This is a genomic window from Methanosarcina sp. DH2, from assembly GCF_020804225.1.
Classification (GTDB): Archaea; Halobacteriota; Methanosarcinia; order Methanosarcinales; family Methanosarcinaceae; genus Methanosarcina.
The window spans coordinates 71623-90823 of record NZ_WJBI01000005.1; the positions used below are offsets into that span (position 1 = coordinate 71623).

At 43.1% G+C, this 19201-nt stretch carries 8 protein-coding genes; 1 reads left to right on the plus strand and 7 read right to left on the minus strand.

All coding sequences use genetic code 11. From position 1 onward, the window contains the following. Positions 1 to 213, minus strand: a 213-nt coding sequence (locus tag FXV91_RS09220; protein WP_229390293.1) for a hypothetical protein, incomplete at its 3' end; no start/stop codon positions are given. Positions 214 to 1000: 787 nt separating this feature from the next. Between FXV91_RS09220 and FXV91_RS09225 the strand changes: the two genes are divergently transcribed. Continuing rightward, complete coding sequence (locus tag FXV91_RS09225; protein ID WP_229390294.1) at positions 1001 to 1564, plus strand: flavin reductase family protein; 564 nt, start codon at positions 1001 to 1003, stop codon at positions 1562 to 1564. Between the two features lie 212 nt (positions 1565 to 1776). On the opposite strand, the gene uvrB is transcribed toward FXV91_RS09225, so the two are convergent. The 6 genes from uvrB to FXV91_RS09255 form a co-directional block, all read right to left on the minus strand. Then, positions 1777 to 3789, minus strand: coding sequence for an excinuclease ABC subunit UvrB (gene uvrB, locus FXV91_RS09230; protein ID WP_229390295.1), 2013 nt, complete (start codon positions 3787 to 3789; stop codon positions 1777 to 1779). A gap of 266 nt (positions 3790 to 4055) precedes the next feature. Next, the gene (uvrC, locus tag FXV91_RS09235; RefSeq protein ID WP_229390296.1) at positions 4056 to 5606 is read right to left on the minus strand and encodes an excinuclease ABC subunit UvrC; all 1551 of its coding nucleotides are present in this window, start codon (positions 5604 to 5606) and stop codon (positions 4056 to 4058) included. A gap of 84 nt (positions 5607 to 5690) precedes the next feature. After that, the gene (gene uvrA / locus FXV91_RS09240) at positions 5691 to 8684 is read right to left on the minus strand and encodes an excinuclease ABC subunit UvrA (RefSeq protein ID WP_229390297.1); all 2994 of its coding nucleotides are present in this window, start codon (positions 8682 to 8684) and stop codon (positions 5691 to 5693) included. 2002 nt (positions 8685 to 10686) lie between these two features. Next, positions 10687 to 15519 carry an S-layer protein domain-containing protein gene (locus FXV91_RS09245; RefSeq protein WP_229390298.1) on the minus strand — a complete coding sequence of 1611 codons (4833 nt, stop codon included), beginning with the start codon at positions 15517 to 15519 and terminating at the stop codon, positions 10687 to 10689. Positions 15520 to 16694: 1175 nt separating this feature from the next. After that, complete coding sequence (locus tag FXV91_RS09250; RefSeq protein WP_229390299.1) at positions 16695 to 17864, minus strand: DEAD/DEAH box helicase; 1170 nt, start codon at positions 17862 to 17864, stop codon at positions 16695 to 16697. Positions 17865 to 18513: 649 nt separating this feature from the next. Continuing rightward, positions 18514 to 19125 carry an N-acetyltransferase gene (locus tag FXV91_RS09255; protein ID WP_229390300.1) on the minus strand — a complete coding sequence of 204 codons (612 nt, stop codon included), beginning with the start codon at positions 19123 to 19125 and terminating at the stop codon, positions 18514 to 18516. Positions 19126 to 19201 lie beyond the last annotated feature (76 nt).

The window sequence follows — 19201 nt, forward strand, 5'->3', positions numbered from 1 at the left end:
CCCGATCGCTTTTACATCTACATTTGAGGTACTGTCAAGAGCGGAGCTAACATCCTGAACAGTTATTGTATTTCCATCATAAGTCACTTTAATTTTAATCAAACCATCGTATTTATTATCATTTACATCAGTCAAATAAAATGTTTGTGCACTTGCCGTGCCAGCTGTAAGCAGCAAAAGTATAAGAATTCCCATAATATATTTTAATTTCACCAGCAAACCTCCTTTAGAGAAATAAGCGACTGTTTTTTTATCAATCTATAAAGAGATAAACTTATTTAGTTAAATATACTTTGAACAGTATATTAAGGAAAAATCAGTATATTCGGCACTGGTAGAGATTTGAACCGAAGAGAAATTACAGAAATTCTTAAGACTTAAATAATATAACAAAATATATATAATTATAAAAACGGATAAGATAGAACCAAACTGTTAATCTGTTCTTAAATCCGCATCAAATTTCGGAAAGCTTGATCTTTAAACGAGAATACATAACAAAAAATAAGATTAAGTGTATATAAATATGAAAAAATTAATATACATGCATATTTAAGGCAGGACAACGGGAAAAGAACTATGAAAAAGTAAAAAACTGACGGAAATGATCTTTACCTTTCAGGGTTACTCCTACCTGCGCGCTGTTATATCTCTTTTTTCTGTTTCTTTATGAGCTTCCTTATCCATATTAAACCCTCGAAATCCAGCCTATTGACAGCTTTACTCATATCCTCACCAAATTAGAGGATGATATCCAGGATATGGTTCTCAGAGCCACATAGTGTTTGTTTGTATGCATGAGTTTTTCTTTTATGAATCTGGAAGGATGCCTGAATCTGATATCGGCACCCTGATTTTATAACTCATCGGGACAGGACATGAATCATTTGTTTTCAAAGCATGTATATTATTATAACAATTTACTCATAATTAGTAGCATAAAATATGAATCATATTAGAGACAATACTATTTTGAGTTCAGAAATTTTGAGATAAGCTCGTGAAATTAAAACCGAGTGAAAGAGAGCAAATTTTTCCCCTGCCTGTTGCCCTTATTTCTACGGTCTCAAAAGAAGGCATCCGGAATGCTGCCCCCTGGTCTGATATAACTCCGATTCTCCGCCCCCTCGAAGAAATGGTGCTTGCTTCCTGGCTAAAGTGCGACACACTCACAAACATTCGTGAAACAGGAGAGTTTGTTATAAATATTCCTTCCATAGAGATGGAAGAAGCTGTCATGGTCTGTTCCCGAAATTATCCACCAAAAGTAGACGAATTCGAAATGGCCGGGCTAAAGTCTCATATCTCTGAGGAAATAAGGGCTTCTGGTATTGAAGGCTGTCTTGCCTGGGAGGAATGCACCCTTGTGGAAGAGGTCCTGAGGGAAAAGTTCTCCCTTATCATAGGAAAAGTCGTAAACATGGCAGTTGATGAGAACTTTTTTGATGAGGAAGGCAGGATAGCTTTTGAGGAAGGCAGGATGGCTTTTGAGAAAGCAAAACCCCTGTCCTGTATTCTAGGGACCAAAAGGTCTTACTTTTACCTGCCCCAGAGATGCCGGTAAATCGACAGACTACTCCGAAATGTTTTTGTGAGGAAAAGAGATTTTAAGCCAGATGCCTTGGCTTCCTGACTTTTTGATTAAAACTTTCTAACCAAGATATTCTGAGATGAACATTCAAAGGCAAAAACTCAGTTTCTTGTGAGAAGAGGAGATAGCTAGCCTTATTTAAGGCTCAGCTATATCACAGATTACTTCAGTCTCATATACCCGTTTCACACCGTTTTTACTTCTTTTTCCAGTTTCTTTATAATCTCTCTGAGCTGGATTGCACGTTCGAAATCAAGCCTATCTGCAGCTTCTCTCATCTCGGTATCCAGTTCGATGATTACATTGGGGATGTCTGTCTTCGGGATATGCTTGGTATCTGTAATATCCACTACTTTTTCTCGTATGGGTTTTCGGATGGTCGTCGGGACAATGCCGTGTTCTTTGTTGTAGCCGATCTGCATTGTACGGCGGCGTTCAGTCTCACTTACAGCTTTTTTAATTGAGTCGGTCATTTTGTCAGCATAAAGGACAACCTTTGAACTGGAGTTTCGGGCTGCACGTCCTATGATCTGGATTAGGCTCTTAGAGTCCCTGAGGAAGCCTTCCTTGTCTGCATCAAGAATACCGATGAAGCCAACTTCGGGAATATCAAGACCTTCCCTGAGCAGGTTGATCCCTACAAGGACATCGAACTTGCCAAGGCGCAGTTCGCGAATGATTTCTGTCCTTTCGATGGTCTTGATATCCGAGTGCAGGTAGCGAGCTTTGATCTCATTTCTGGCAAGGAATTCGGTCAGTTCTTCTGCGAGCTTTTTGGTAAGAGTGGTCACAAGGGCGCGATCTCCCCTTTCCACTATTTTCCGGATTTCCTGCATAACGTCCCTGACCTGACCCTCGAGGGGACGTATCTCAACTTCAGGGTCAACAAGGCCGGTAGGGCGAATAATCTGTTCCACTATCCGGGCGGACTGCTCCCGCTCATAGTCTGCAGGGGTTGCCGAAACAAAGATCACATTTTTCATGTACTTTTCAAATTCGTCAAACTTCAAGGGTCTGTTGTCAAAGGCGCTCGGGAGCCTGAAGCCATAATCAATAAGGCTCTTTTTACGGGAGCGGTCTCCATTGTACATACCGTGCAGCTGCGGGATGGTCTGGTGGCTTTCGTCAATGACCAGGAGGAAGTCGTCAGGGAAATAGTCAAGCAGACAGAAAGGCTGTTCTCCTGGCTGCCTGTGATCAAAATGCCTTGAGTAGTTCTCAATACCCTTACAGCTGCCAGTCTCCTGAATCATCTCCATGTCATAGAGCGTGCGCTGCTTCAGCCTGTGAGACTCGAGCAGCCCGAGTTCGGGCAAGCGCTCTTCAAGCTCTTCAAGGATTGACTGGATTGCGCTTTTCTGTTCTTCTTCAGGGATAACATAGTGCCTGGCAGGATAAACGAAGAAGTAGTCCATTTCTTCCTTTCTCTCCCCTGTCTGCTTGTCTATCTCTGAGATCCTGTCTACCTCGTCTCCGAAGAGTTCGACCCGGATGATATCATCGAAGTAACCGGGAATGATATCAATGGTATCCCCTTTTACGCGAAAGCGCCCGGGCATTAGTTCAAGGTCGTTCCTTTCAAACTGGATATCGATAAGTTTCTCAAGGATTTCCTTTCTCTGGACCTTATCTCCAACCTTCAGTTCAAACCCCATCTTCTGGAAGTTCTCAGGGTTGCCAAGCCCGTAAATACAGGACACGGAAGCAACCACAATCACATCCTGGCGCGACATGAGGGAAGCTGTGGCTGCAAGGCGCATCTGTTCAATTTTCGGGTTTATCTGCGCATCTTTTTCAATGTACTGGTCTTTGGCAGGAAGGTAGGACTCGGGCTGGTAATAGTCATAATATGAGACAAAGTACTCAACGCGATTTTCAGGGAAAAAGTCCCTGAACTCATTATATAGCTGGGCAGCCAGGGTCTTATTATGAGCAATAACAAGGGTAGGCTTCTTCACCTGGTTAAGAACATTTGCAACAGTATACGTTTTTCCGGACCCTGTCACTCCTAGAAGGGTCTGGAACCGCTCCCCTTTATTCAGCCCATCCACAAGTTTTTCTATTGCCTGCGGCTGAGATCCCCTGGGCTCAAAATCGGAAACCAGTTTAAACTGAGGGCTGTCCCGGTACCGTGCATCATGTATTGTTTCGGATTTTTCTCCGGATAACGTCTCGGGCGTCTGGCTGGAAACTTTCATAGGAATCAAGACCTTCTTAAGTAAATGAGAATTATTGACATTATTGAAACTAACTGACATCACCAACTGAGGAGTGTCAAGGGCAAGGGATACGGCAAGGACTACAGGGTAGATGATTACAGGCCAGAGGACGACAATTCACTGTAGGCTGCAATTTCCTGTAGACTGCAATTTCCTGTAGACTGCAATTTTCTGTAGGCTGCAATTCACTATAGGCTGCACTTTCCCATAATTACAGTTTAACGGGTATTAACGGATATTGAAATTTACGGGATCAATGACTTCTGCCTGAGCAGGCGATTATAGTTAATTGCAAACCTGTGGGCTTCGTCCCTGATTTCCTGAACAAAGAGAGAAGCTTTTTCATCTTTTTTGATAGGAAGGGGGGACTTAAGCCCCGGAACATAGATTTCTTCTTCACGTTTGGCAATGGAAATAATCGGAATCCTGAGCTTGAGTTTCCGGAGTTCCTGAAAGGCTGAAGAAAGCTGTCCTTTCCCCCCGTCAATAACTATCAGGTCAGGCATCTCGTGTTTGTCCTCAATCAGGCGGGAATAGCGCCTGCGTACAACCTCGGCAATGGAAGCGAAATCATCAATCCCTTCTACACTTTCTATTTTGAAGCGGCGGTAATTATGTTTATCAGGTCTGCCTCCCCTGAACTGCACCATTGAACCGACCGTAGCCGTGCCCGAGAGGTGGGAAATATCGAAGCACTCTATAACGTTCGGGAGCTTTGGAAGGGAGAGTTTGCTCTGCAGGGCTTCGAGTTTTTTTCTGTCCCCGAAAAATCCGATTTCAACATTTTTCAGGACAAGATCAAGAAGCTCTTTTTTTTCTCCTTGCTTCGGAACCGTTACTTTCACTCTCTTCCCCTTCACATGTGTCAGGAACTCGACCATGGGCTCTTCAAGGGGTTCGGGAACTATCAGTTCCTCAGGCGGATCATTCTCGGAATAGTATTGCACCAGAAACTCTTCCAAAAAATCTTGTCCGAAGGCAAACACATAATCCTGCTTGTCTTCCAGGGTCCCTTTGTAAACTTTGAAAAGCATGAGGTAGACAGTATCATCCCTGACAATGTAGTTCAGAATGTCCTCATCATGTTTCTTCTGCCTCTCCATGTTTTGTTTTTCCTGGAGGCTTTCAAGGGCTGCAATCTCGTCTCTGAGTTCCATGGCCTGCTCAAACATCTGCTTTGCAGCCATCTCTTTCATCTCTATTTCCATGGACTCGATGAATTCCCTTATATTGCCTTTCAGGATAGAAGTCGCCCTTTTTACCTTCTCTCCATATTCCTCCATAGAAATACTCCCAATGCATGGCCCGCTGCATGCTCCTATATGATAGCGCAGGCAGGCACGAGCAGGCATTTTTTTACAGGTCCTGAGCTGGAAAGTTTTTCTTACGACCTCAAAGATGTAGTCCCTTTCTTTTGCAGAAACGAAAGGCCCGAAGAACTCTCCTTCTCCGGTATTTTTCCGGGCAATCCTGATCCTGGGAAATTTTTCCCCGGTCAGGTGGATGCAGGCATATCGCTTTGAGTCCTTGAGGAGGATATTATACCTGGGCCAGTGCTTCTTGATCAGAGTATTCTCAAGGAGCAGGGCTTCCACCTCGGTATTTGTGACAATGAAGTCAAGGCCCCTGGCAGCCTGCACAAGGCTCGCTGTTTTAGGGTCGTGGTCCCTTTTCTGGAAATAACTGCTCACCCTTTTTTTAAGGTCCTTTGCCTTCCCCACATAGAGAACAACCCCTTCCTCGTCCCTGTAAAGGTAGCAGCCGGGCAGATGCGGAAGAGCGTCCAGGTCAATCATTTTTGAGCCTCATTGTATTCAAATCTGGTTTATTCAAATTTGGTTTTCAGATTTTATTATTGGGAGAATCTTTGGAAGAATCTTTTAAAGTACCTGTCCTTCAAATAATTCATCTGCTCCGTCTTCAAATTCTTCTGGCTCTTCTTCGAGGCCTTCACTCGAGTCCTCTTCGAAATTTTCAAAATCGGCTTCAAAATCGGCTTCAAAATCTTCCCCGTCCTCAAAAATCGCCTCAACAGGCTGTGCTCCCGAGTCCAGATACGAGTTCCCTCCTCCCGATAGTCTGGGAGCAAGGAAGTGCCCGGTATAGCTTTCCGGAACCAGGGCAATTTCTTCTGGCGTACCTGTGGCAACAATCTCCCCTCCTGCGTTCCCGCCTTCGGGGCCGAGGTCAATTACATGGTCTGCTGACTTGATGACGTCCAGGTTGTGTTCGATGACAACCACGGTGTTTCCTTTTGCGACAAGACCATTGAGAACCGAAATCAATTTTTTAACGTCATGGAAATGCAGCCCTGTTGTGGGTTCGTCGAGAAGATAAATAGTCTTTCCAGTTCCCTTTTTAGAGAGTTCGCGGGTCAGCTTTATTCTCTGGGCTTCTCCCCCGGAAAGGGTAGTTGAACTCTGCCCGAGTTTGATGTATCCCAGCCCTACTCGCGTGAGGGTATCAAGCTTGCCTTTGATTGCAGGGACGTTTTCAAAATGCTCTGCAGCTTCTTCAACTGTCATGTCCAGAACTTCGGAAATTGATTTTCCCCTGTACTTTACCTCGAGGGTTTCCCGGTTATAGCGTGTGCCTTTACACTCTTCACATTCAATGTAAACATCAGGCAGGAAATTCATTTCGATCTTGATCAGCCCATCTCCCTGGCAGGCTTCACAGCGTCCTCCTTTTACATTGAAAGAAAAGCGCCCGGTTTTGTAACCCCGGATTTTGGCTTCCTTTGTTTCGGCAAAAACCTGTCTGATTGCATCAAAGACCTTGGTATAAGTCACAGGGTTCGAGCGGGGAGTCCTGCCTATGGGGCTCTGGTCGATAACAATTACCTTATCGAGCTCGGAATCAAAAACCAGCTCATCATATTCCCCGGGTGTTACATTTGATTTGTTGATCTTCTTCATCAGGGCTTTGTAAAGAGTATCGTAGATAAGGGTAGACTTTCCGGAACCCGAAACCCCTGTGATTACTGTGAAAAGCCCTATGGGAACATTCACGTCGACGTCCTTCAGGTTATTTGCCCTGCAGCCTTTCAGCCGGATGAATGCGTCGCTCTGTCGGCGGAGAGCAGGAGGTTTTATTTGCTTTTCTCCTGAGAGATACTTGCCTGTCAGAGACTCCGGATTTCTCTCGATTTCTGCGGGTGTCCCTTCAGCTACCACATACCCTCCATGTATCCCTGCACCCGGGCCTATATCGAGCACATAATCCGCAGCCCGGATAGTGTCCTCGTCATGCTCTACCACGATAAGAGTGTTCCCCAGGTCCCGTAGGGTCTGCAGAGTCTGGATAAGCCGTTCGTTATCCCTCTGGTGCAGCCCTATCGAAGGTTCGTCCAGAACATAGAGTACTCCCATGAGATTTGAGCCGATCTGAGTTGCTAGCCTGATCCTCTGGGCTTCTCCACCCGATAGTGTACCTGCACTGCGGGAAAGGGTCAGGTAACCAAGCCCCACATGCTCAAGGAATCCAAGCCTGGAACGAATTTCTTTCAAGACTTGTTTTGCGATTTCCCTCTCTTTTCCCGAAAGCGCCATGTTTTCGAAAAACTGGATACACTGGATAATGGAGAGATCTGTCGTGTCCACAATTGACTTGCCAGCGAGCTTGACTGCAAGAACCTTTTCTTTCAGGCGCCTGCCCTCACATTTAGGACAGGGGTGGACCTGCATGAATTTCTCAAGCTCTTTTCGCCGGTATTCGGATTTTGTCTGGCTATAAAGTCTCTCAGACTGCGGAAGAAGCCCTTCCCATGTCCCCCTGTGGGACCACTGGGCATCCCCGTTTTTCATGCTCATGTTAAAGTGGATGCGTTCATCTGAGCCATATATGAGGGCATTGTATTGCTTTTCCGAAAGAGCTTCAACAGGAGTAAAGATGTCAAAACCGAAATGCTTTGCAACAGCTGCCAGGTGCTGGCTTCGGTAGCCGTCAAGGTAGTTCCTGTAAAGAGCAACGGCTCCGTCGGCAATGCACAGGCTTTTGTCCGGAATTATGAGGTCAGGGTCGAGTTCCATCTTAAACCCGAGCCCGTTACAGGCTTCACATGCTCCGAAGGGGCTGTTGAAAGAGAACATCCTGGGCTGAAGTTCCTCAAAAGCCATCCCACAAACAGGACAGGCCATATTCGAAGAATACAGGTGGTCTTTTCCTTCCGAATCCACAGCGATCAGGAGCCCTTCGGCTTTTTTTAGGGCACTTTCGCAGGCTTCTACAAGCCTTGACCGGTCTTCGGCAGGGTCCAGGCGGTCAATTACCACTTCAATATCATGCTTTTTGTAGCGGTCAAGGGAGATTTCGTCATCTGTCCTGTGGATTTCCCCGTTTACCCTTACCCGCGTGAAGCCTTCGCTGTTCAAGTCCCTGAAAAGCTGCTGGTAAGTCCCTTTTTTCTGGCGGACTATGGGTGCGAGGATTGTAACCATTCCTTCACACTCCCTGCTGAGGCTGTCCGCAATCCTTTCCGGAGACTGAGACTCTATTTTGATATCATGGATAGGGCAGTAAGGTGTCCCTACTCTTGCAAAGAGCAGCCTGAGGTAGTCATAGATTTCAGTTACAGTCCCTACCGTACTGCGGGGGTTTTTAGAGGTAGTTTTTTGCTCTATGGATATTGCCGGAGACAGCCCTTCAATGCTGTCCACATCCGGCTTGCTCATAAGCCCGAGGAACTGCCGCGCATAAGCTGAGAGAGACTCCACGTAACGCCTCTGTCCTTCGGCATAAATCGTGTCAAAAGCCAGGGTGGATTTCCCGGAGCCTGAAACACCTGTGATAACAATGAACTTGTCCCGCGGAAGTTCTACGGTAATGTCTTTCAGGTTGTGTTCCCGCGCCCCTTTAACGATGATATTTTTCATTTTCTTTCTCTCAAGTTTTTCGTATTAATTGGATGGATAAAATAAAGATTTGAAAAGTTTGAATTAAGACTAAAGATTAAAATAAATATTCTGTAACTAATCTGAAATCAGATACGTGTTTAAAGATCAGATACGTGTTTAAAGATCAGATACATGTTGATCAGACACATGTTTAAAGACCAATACATCTTTAAAGGAATATATTCTGTTTTAGTAGCACAGTTAATCAAGCTGATAATTCCAAATTATAATAAATAGTAAATCCAATAACAGATCCAGTTGATTGGACTGGTTTATCTACCGACATTCATTTTCTTCATCCATTCCCACCAGCAGCAAGAATCTATTTATTTTAATTAATTGCCCCAATTTTTCAACACACGTAACAGAACGCAGACTTTTTATTAATAAAGTTATATAGCGGGCTGAAAGTATTAAACAATGGTTTGTTTGCGAAATTCCTGAAGACTCAACTTCCCATCGTCGAATTCATTGTTTCTTTTACTTGCTATTTTTTAACCTGATCTCTTGAATACTTTCACTTTCAGATACCCGAAACATTCACTCTGTAGACTTTATTTTAATAGTAACTCCACTTTAGTAAAATCTGATACTATTGTATTCTAGCAGTTGAGGTTCTCTCTGAAGCCCGGAAAACATTTCAAAAAAGAGGGTTCTGAGGAAAAGCCCCGTAAGAATACAATAAAAAGCTGACTATAATCGATGTAATACAACGATACGTACATCATGTTTATGGTATAAATAATTATCCAGTTTATTATATTTTAGTACCGAGATATAAATGAGAGCTGATCCAAAAACTCAGAGTTATGTTCCTGAACCTCTAGTTTGGAAAATCAATTATGCGTTCCGATCACCCCAATGTTTTCTAATTTAAGAATAAAGAAGATACAATTTCATGATTTTTGTTCTCGGTATTGTCTTCAGCAATGGTTATGAAGTCATTCCCAAAGTGAATATTTGAAATTATATTTTTACCATTCCTTAACAAGAAGTGTGAGAATACCGGTGCGGTTTAAGGCAGTAACATAACGGGCATATTTCTTTTCAAAGGAAATAACTGTTCCAATATTTGATTCATTATTAATGCCTTCTCAATAAAATCAGGTGCCGGATATCGCGGCCTTGTTAAAGTTCATTTTGCCTTAGTTGCGGATATTTTTTTATTTTTAATTCTTGCTTCATTTTCTTTTACATTAAATTCTACAATTTTCTTCACAATATCAAAAAGTATCGGTTTATCAATTGGAAATTGAACAGACCCTTTTGCTTGCTTATAAGGAGTCAGTTCCTTTTTGAAAGCAGTGATTGCTGAGGGGGTTGGATAAAATCAGATATGATTTTTGTATGCGGCAAAATGCACCAGGTTACCATTGAGCTTGAATGTGGGCATTCCGTAACTTATCGTTTCTTCGGCTTCAGGTGCCGACTCTCTGATATTTTTCTCGGTTCTTCTAAAATATCCTGGCCATTTTTGGAAATATTGCGATATATTCATCAATATTATTGAATTGTGTTTTTGGAGTTATTTTTTCCATAATATTTGAAATAATCTAAGTTACTTAAATTTGAGAGAAATGTGGGCGATATCAGAATTGAACTGGATGAATAAGAAAGTAAAATATCAAGGTAAAACAATTTAGCCTAACCTTCAGGAGCCTTTCAGGAGCCTTTCAGGAGGCCTTTCAGGTCCCTTGTGAATCTGACAGTTATCAGCCTATTGAAAGTGGAATTATAGAAACTAAGGATTTCATAAGAACTGAAAATTACAATCTCAGCCTAAAACCTGCAGGAGCCAGGAAGATTGTTAATGAATTTTCCAATATGCTGAATAAAAAGGTAAATTACCAGGAAAAGAAAAGTTCCTGGGATTATGCTGTCTTTTGAAAGACCGCTTTATTGAACACAAAATGTACAAAAAAAGGTGAAAGGATTGACCTTTCATCCGTTGTTTTTCATATATACCCTGCATTTCTCCTTTTTATGTTCTTATGTAAAGGAATACGCTAAGCAGGCTAACGATGCCACAAATGATTTCAAAACCTGGCATGCCTGTACTTTCCTCCTGTCCGGATTTTTGATCAGCTTCCGATCCTGTATTCGTCGTGTTCTCTTCAGAGTTGCCAGACTCATCTCCAGGCTGGACTTCAATTGCAGTTTTTTCAGAGGCAATTGCCTTCCCTGTTATTGCAAAGGGAGAAAAGCCCGGGGTTTCGGCTGTGAAGTACATGTAAATATCGTCTTCATCGAAAAGGGTTGCTGGCCGCTGTTCCCATATTTTGTTGCTATATCTGTTCAGAGCAATGGAAGACTGATCTATCTTTTTATCCTGCAACCAGGATTTTTCAACCCTGAAACCGATTACAGGGTTTTCGATATTCTTTGAGGTTACAAACCCGCTGTTTCCAACCCATATGTTAAAGAACTTATAAACTTCATCCGAAGGCAGCCCTGATACAAGGGTAGATTTATTTTTTAACTGCTCAACGATGGTAGTAGTTTTACCTGCGGTCTTTTTTGCATCAAAGCCCACATACACAACGCAGGTTGCATTCTTCGTAAAATCAAATTGTATAGCTTTTCCGTTTGTGATGAAGACCTGGGAAAGTTCCTTTACTTCAACATTTCTTGCAGGTTCAGGAGAACCGCCGCCGCCACCGCTTCCACCACTGCTGCTGTGGCTGCTTCCACCACTACTACCGCCATTTGAGCTGCTTTCTTGCATTACAGTTATTGTAGCAGTTTTGTAGGCAGTTCTGTCTGCGTTACCCACTTTCAGGGTAACTGTATAGGTTCCTGCTGCCGAGTAAGTGTGTGTTGGATTCTGCTCAGTTGAAGTACATCTATCTCCAAAGTTCCAGCTTCTCGATAGTGCGTTTTGTGAAAGGTCAGTAAAGAGGACTGAAAGGGGAGCACAGCCACTGGTGACATTTGTACTGAAGTCTGCTACAGGAAGTAATTTGCTGTTGTTCTCTCCGATGATCTTTTCAACGAATGGATAGTACCTGAGTTCACTTACAGGGGTATCAGCAATCTTGAAGAACATGCCCTGGCCGATTTCCTCTTTGGAGCCTCTGGTCAGAATGAAGATGTTTTCATTGCTGATCCTGAGAGTATTGCCGTTTATGGAAACATCATTAAGTACGCCAAATTCATCGTCAGAAGTGATGGTCATTGCATTTGTGTAGTCAATGAGCCAGAGACCTTTGATCTGGACAATGCTGTCGACTGCGCCCTGGAAGACCTGGTTGACGTGCACTCTGAGGACAACAACACCGTTTTCGCCCTGGATATCGTCAAGTTCGACTTCCCAGGTGCTGTTTGAATTGCTATCGACTGAGAAGATCTCGTCGTCAACAAATTCTCCATTCCTGGTGAATTCGAGCCAGACTTTCTCACCATAGATATCAATCTGCTTGGCTTCGATAGCATAGCCCTGGCCGAGGTCGAGGAGTTCGCCGATTCTGATTGTGTACTTGTCATCGCTGTCAAGGACGAGCTTTGCGAACTTGTTAGCTCTGTCAGGGTTGATCGGTATGTATTGCTCTCCAAAGAAGCCCATAACAGGGTACTGGTCCCAGCTAACGGAAGGCTTGAAGTACTCGTAATTAACCATTTCGATGGTTGTTTCATAGACAAGGCCACTTTCAGGAATCACGTTTCCGCTCATGCCGGAGACTTTGAGGGATTCTGTGAAAACATCGTCGTTAAGGTCGTAGTATAAACCTGCGAAGTTGGTTGCATCCCAGGTGAATTCACCTGTTCCGGATGCAACCTGTCCCCTGATTTCATAGGTCCCGGGATCTGTTATCTGCTTAAAGACATAGAACCTGAGTCCATTGGCAGGGGTGTCAGCTACCTTGAAGTACAACCCCTGAGCGATTTCCTGATCAGAGTTTCTGGTCAGAGTGAAGGTGTTTTCATTGGTGATAAAAAGAGTGTCACCGTTGATTCTAATATCATTGAGCTTGCCGAATTCATCATCAGGCGTGATGGTCATTGCGTTTACATAGTCAATGAGCCAGATACCTTCGATCTGGGCAATACTGCCAACTGCATCCTGAAAGATCTGGTTGACACGCACTCTGAGGACAACGACATTGTCTTCGCCCTGGATGCCATCAAGCTCAACTTCCCAGGTGCTGTTAGAACCACTAACGACTGAGAAGATTTCGTCGTCTATGAATTCTCCATCCTTGGTGAATTCGAGCCAGACTTTATTACCGTCAGCATCGACCTGCCTGGCTTCGATAGCATAACCTTCGCCGAGGTCGAGTATCTCGTCGATTCTGATGCTGTACTCGTCATCGCTGTCAAGGACTAACTTTGCGAGCTTGTCGGCTCTGTCAGGGTTGAGCGGGATGTATTGTTCTGCAAAGAAGCCGATAACAGGATACATGCCCCAGTCTTCAAACTTGTAATTAGTAGCCTGAATGGTTGTCTGATAGACAATGCCGCCTTCTCCAATAATATTACCTTGAGTGCCTGCAACATCTCTTATGGAAAAAGATTCGGTTTTCACGTTATCGTCAATGGCATAGTAGAATGCTGCAAATTGAGTTGCATCGATTGTAAGGGTGCCACCGACGCCATATTTTGTGATAACGTCGTCGATATTAGAGCCATCAAACACAGGACTACGGATCTCAACGTTATCGTTTATAGGAATTATCCCCACACTTATTATGGTAGTTTTTGTATTCGTGCCATTTTCATTGATTGCGGTTAGTTTAGCAGTGTAAGTCCCTGCAGAGGTGTACACATAAGCAAAACTTGCCTCATTAGAGTCTTCAACTCCGTCATTGTTAACGTCCCAGCTTCTCGATATTGCGTTTTTTGAAGTGTCGGTAAAGAGGACAGTAAGAGGAGCAGCGCCCTGTGTAGTATTGATGCTGAAGTCTGCAACCGGAAGTACTTTGCTGTCGTTCTCTCCGAGGACCTTTTCGACGAATGGGTAGAACCTGAGTTCAGAGGTAGAGGTGTCAGCAATCTTGAAGAACATGCCCTGGCCGATTTCCTGATCAGAGTTTCTGGTCAGAGTGAAAACGTCTGCATTGCTGATAGAAAGGGTATCACCATTTATGAAAACATCATTAAGTACACCGAATTCATCGTCAGACTCGATGGTCGTTGTGTTTGCGTAGTCAATAAGCCAGATACCTTCGATCTGGGCAATGCTGTCGACTTCACTCTGGAAGACCTGGTTGACATGCACCTTGAGGACAACAACATCGTTTTCGCCCTGGATGCCATCAAGCTCAACTTCCCAGGTGCTTGTGCCGGTTCCGACTGAGATGGTTTCATCATCTATGTATTCTCCGTCCTTGGTGAATTCGAGCAAGACTTCTTCACTGTCAGCATCAACCTGCTTGACCTCAATAGCATAGCCCTGGTCAAGGTCGAGGAGTTCGCCCTGTCTGATGGTGTATTTGTCATTACTATCAAGGACGAGCTTTGCGAACTTGTCAGCTCTGTCAGGGTTGATCGGTATGTATTGCTCTCCAAAGAAGCTGATGACAGGGTACATATCCCAGCCTGTAGCTGTGTTGGAGTACTCGTAATCAACGGTCTTTATAGTGGTACTGTAAACTAGACCGCCTTCAGGAATCACGTTTCCGCTCATGCCGGAGACTTTGAGGGATTCTGTGGAGACATCGTCGTTGAGGTCGTAGTAGAAATATGCGAAGTTGCTTGCATCCCAGGTGAAGTCACCTGTTCCGGATACTATCTGCCCTCTGATTTCATAGGTTCCGGGATCTGTGATCTGCTTAAAGACATAGAACCTGAGTTCATTGGCAGGGGTGTCAGCTACCTTGAAGAACATGCCTTCAGCGATTTCTTGATCAGAGTTTCGGGTCAGAGTGAAGGTGTCTTCATTGGTGATAAAAAGAGTGTCACCGTTGATTCTAACATCATTGAGCGTGCCGAATTCATCGTCAGACTCAATGGTCATCGCATTTGCGTAATCAATGAGCCAGACACCTTCGATCTGGGCAATGCTGCCAACTGCGTCCTTGAGTATCTGGTTGACATGCACCCTGAGGACAACGACACCGTACTCGCCCTGGATACCATCAAGCTCAACTTCCCAGGTGTTGGTGCCGTCATCAAAGACCGAAATAATCTCATCATCTACATATTCTCCACCCTTGGTGAATTCAAGCCATATTTTATTGCCAGCGACATCGATTTGCTTGACTTCGATAGCATAACCTTTGCCAAGGTCGAGGAGCTCACCGGTTCTGATGCTGTACTTATCGTCACTGTCAAGAACAAGCTTTGTGAGCTTGTCGGCTCTGTCAGGGTTGAGCGGGATGTATTGTTCTGCAAAGAAGCCGATAACAGGATACATGCCCCAGTCTTCAAACTTGTAATCAGTAGCCTGAATGGTTGTCTGATAGACAATGCCACCTTCTCCAATTACATTGCCTGCAGTGCCTGCAACATCTCTTATGGAAAGGGATTCGGTTTTCACGTTATCGTCAATGTTATAGTAGAATGCTGCAAACTGAGTTGCATCGATTGTAAGGGTGGTACCGTCTCCGTATGTATCGATAATATCGTCGATATTAGAGCCTTCATATACAGGACTGCGAGCCCCAACGTTATCGTTTATGGGAAAAGCGGCAGTATATGGCCTTTCAATTGTTACGGAGGCAATATTGCTGTTTTCGTCCGACATATCTGCATATTGCCCCCTGGCCACAGAATTTTGTACCGAAGCTGCCGATACCGTGGATGACACGAGAATTAAAAATAAAACAAGTGTTGTTAAAGCTAAAACTATTGAACCTGGTTTCTTCTTAATATTCATTCATATGTCCTCTGATCTTCAATTTACTGGTATTATAAAATAAACAATATAAATATAAAAATACTGAAAAAAATTAGTACTGATAACAGTGTTAAAAAATTTAAACATTTCTATTCGAATTTAGGTTTTTACATATATAGCCGATTTTTCGATATCAAACGGCTGTTTTACTGTAATCAGTCATCCTTTTTAGAAAACGTGCCCGAGTTTTCGCTTGGAAGTTCTCAAAATAAAATTCTCAGAACAAAGTACAGGTTAGTTCCTGGGCTCTCTGTTGAACGTTCAGGACATGGATAGAATTATTTCAGAGGCATTTTTAAAGCACCTTCATGCGTCATCGGTCAGCGTTAAATAATAACTCCTGTATGTGTTTTTTGTTGACAGTAATTCTTTATAAATGTGGAATCCAGCTACATGTTTGATATTCCGGGGTCAGACTTCCCGGCGCGGCTAATGATTTCATATTTATCTACTGTACGCAGGCGGGTTAAAACGGAGCGTGGCGCGTGAAAAAAAGAATGTGAGATGCAATTTACGGTCATTCAGGAATAATAAAAACTAATTAAACAGGGAGCGCATGGGATAAAACCTAAAGGAAAATTGTCTCCACCACCGGCTGGAAACTCAAAATCCTGTTTGATAATTCGGAGCGGCTTTGAATCAATCGAGTTCCAAGTCCAGTTTTTTGGGATATTAGGATGACCAGATAAGCCAGCTAAACGAAATTACACAAAAACAAGCCGTACATATTCAGAGCTTAATTCAGGAGAGTACTAATTTATTACTATGGGATCGCAGAGGGTCACGAATACCCCGTCCTTTACAGGCTGTCCGATAATTCAATTTCAGGATAAAAAATGGTAAAAAAGGCATTTAAGGCTTTTAAATTGGAGAAGAAGGAATTCAGTTATTACTGGAGGTAATTATCGGACAGCCTGTTCAGGTTGGGGTGGCCGCACGCAATTTGATTTTAGCATAAAATCTCCCATCCCGCAGTCAACGACCTCTGCCCATTGGTCCGAAGGCATCGGAAGGGTACATTTTGACATCGTAGTGGCACGAACTGGCCGTCGTTCTTATTCTCGTGCCCGGGTTTTTGCAGGAGCAGTCCATTGCTCCTGCCAATGCCAATCGATCAATGGTTAGTTATAATGCAATGCACAGACGAACGGTGTCTAACAGTTTTTGTGCCTGGGTTTATGACCTTTTCTGGAGGGGTTGTTCATCCTATTTACCGGCTTTGGCAATCTTATTTCCGGTCTTTCAATTACAACCTTCTTCAGAGCAGGTAGTGCCTGTTCCTTAATATCCACATCATTGTCTTTCAGCACACTCATGAAATTAGCATGGTCATTTTTGGAAAGGATATTTATCGCTTTTCCTTCTGTTCCTGCTCGTGCAGTTCTTCCAATCCTGTGAATATACTGTTTACTCTCCCTGGGAATATCATAATTGTAAACATGGGAAACACCCTGTATATCAAGTCCTCTTCCGGCTACATCTGTGCATACAAGGACACATATGTTCCCGGAATGGAATTTTTCCATTATGCGAGTTCGTTCGTTCTGTGTCAATCCGCCATGAATTGCCACGGCATTGATACTTGATTTTCTCAGGTTTTTTGCGACTTTGTCAGTGTTTCTTTTTGTGTTGCAGAAAACCATCCCGAGGTTTGACTTCTCATTTTGTAGAAGGTACACGAGCAGAGATAATTTCATGTCATCCTGTACTTTATAAACAACCTGATTCAATTTTTGCGGGTCGATATAAGAATCTGCTGATACTCGAACCGGGTTTTCCATGTACTTGCGGGAAAGCCGGACAATATCTTTTGTAATGGTCGCAGAGAACAAAAGGGTCTGCCTGTTTTGAGGACATTCCTTGATAATTTTCTCTACATCCACTTTGAATCCCATATCAAACATCTGGTCTGCCTCATCAAGGACAAGGGTTTTCACATTGTTGAATTTGATGGTATTTCTGCTGATATGATCGAGTAGCCTACCGGGTGTTCCCACAACAACCTCGGCATTCTTTAATTCTTTAATTTGTGGATTGATCCCTACACCGCCATAGATAGTTGCGATATTTAACGGGTCGTATTTTGAGAATTTCCTGAATGAATTTGCCACCTGCTCCGCCAGTTCTCTTGTAGGGGTCAGGATCAAAGCCTGAATTCCTTTTCCTTTTTCGGAATTTTGTAATATGCCGGAAGCAAATGCGAGTGTTTTTCCGGAACCTGTTGCGGCTCCGGCTATAACATCTTCCCCAGCAAGTATTAGGGGAATTGATTTTTCCTGTACTGCTGTAGGGCTTTCAAAGCCATGATCATTTATTGATTTCAAAACAGCATTACTGAGACCTAGTTTTTTAAAATTATTCATAGTTATACTTTCCGTGATTTGTCTGAAAAAGCTACTTAATTGCTTTTTCATATTTGTATACTTAAGATATATTAAAAACAATTAAGAGCTATAAGCACAACTTTAGAAAAGTTAAGATTAATTTACTGCTTAAAAGTTAATAATCGCTTATAACGGTGAACTCTCCCTTTATACTTTTGCCTATTTTGATAATGTGATTACTCAGCATTCATTGTTCTTCCAAAGGTTCGACCCCAAATGGGTAGACCCGGACGGCATGACTTACGAAGAATATCAGGCTGCAATGGATAAGATGTGGCCCAGAATGCAGAGCCGGACGGGGAAGGCATAGACCTGCGCCCAGATAACCCAAGGCGGCGGTTTATAGCGACCAGCGAGGGTGTAATCTTCAGTCAAGCACCCCCCTTAACCGAAGAAGACAGGCTCGAAGCGGACCGGCTTTGGGACAGCATAGCTATGCAAGGAACCAGCCTGGGTACGTGACCCCTAAGAAGAAGACGCGCTAAAAAAATTATAAGATAGACGACACAAAATCTAAGTGCGAGGGTTGGATTCTAAACTCCTTATCCTTCAATCAAACTGCGACATGTAAGGCAAAGTCCTCTTTTATTCATAGTTTTAATTGAGTGTCCGTAACGTGCTTCTCTTTGTAGGGAAATTGCTTTTCAAAATCCTCCAGTTCCTCATTTTCTATTTTAAAAACCTCGTCCTCATTAAATTTTCCTGAAATACCTCTCAGGCTACCATCGTAGAGTTCCAATGCCATAAATGCATCAAAATCATCACCCCAGGATGTCTTGATATTATATTCTTTAGCATTGACAAAACCAAAACGATGATAATAGTCGGGATTTCCGAAAATAATAATACCCTTATATCCCAACTGCCTTGCTTTTTCGATAGAATGATTCATTAATAAAGAGCCGATCCCCTGCTTTTGATATGATGGCGATACGGTTAATGGGCCCATACATAAAACTTCGAATTCTTTATTTTCCTCATTCAGGACCTTAGCTCTTGAATAGATAATATTGCCAACGATTGTACCCTTATCACATGCAACAAAATCCAATTCTTTTACAAATGCAGGTACTTTTCTTATTTTATGCACTACAAGATGTTCATCACATCCTGGTTTGTATAAATCCCAGAATGCTTCTCTTGTCATATATTCTACACTTTTGAAATCCTTTTCTTCTTCTAATCTAATAGAAATGTTCATTGTCGTTCTCTCCTCCTATCGTTTGAACGATTCTTAAATCAAAATATTTAAGACATGCTAACTTCTACCTAAAATA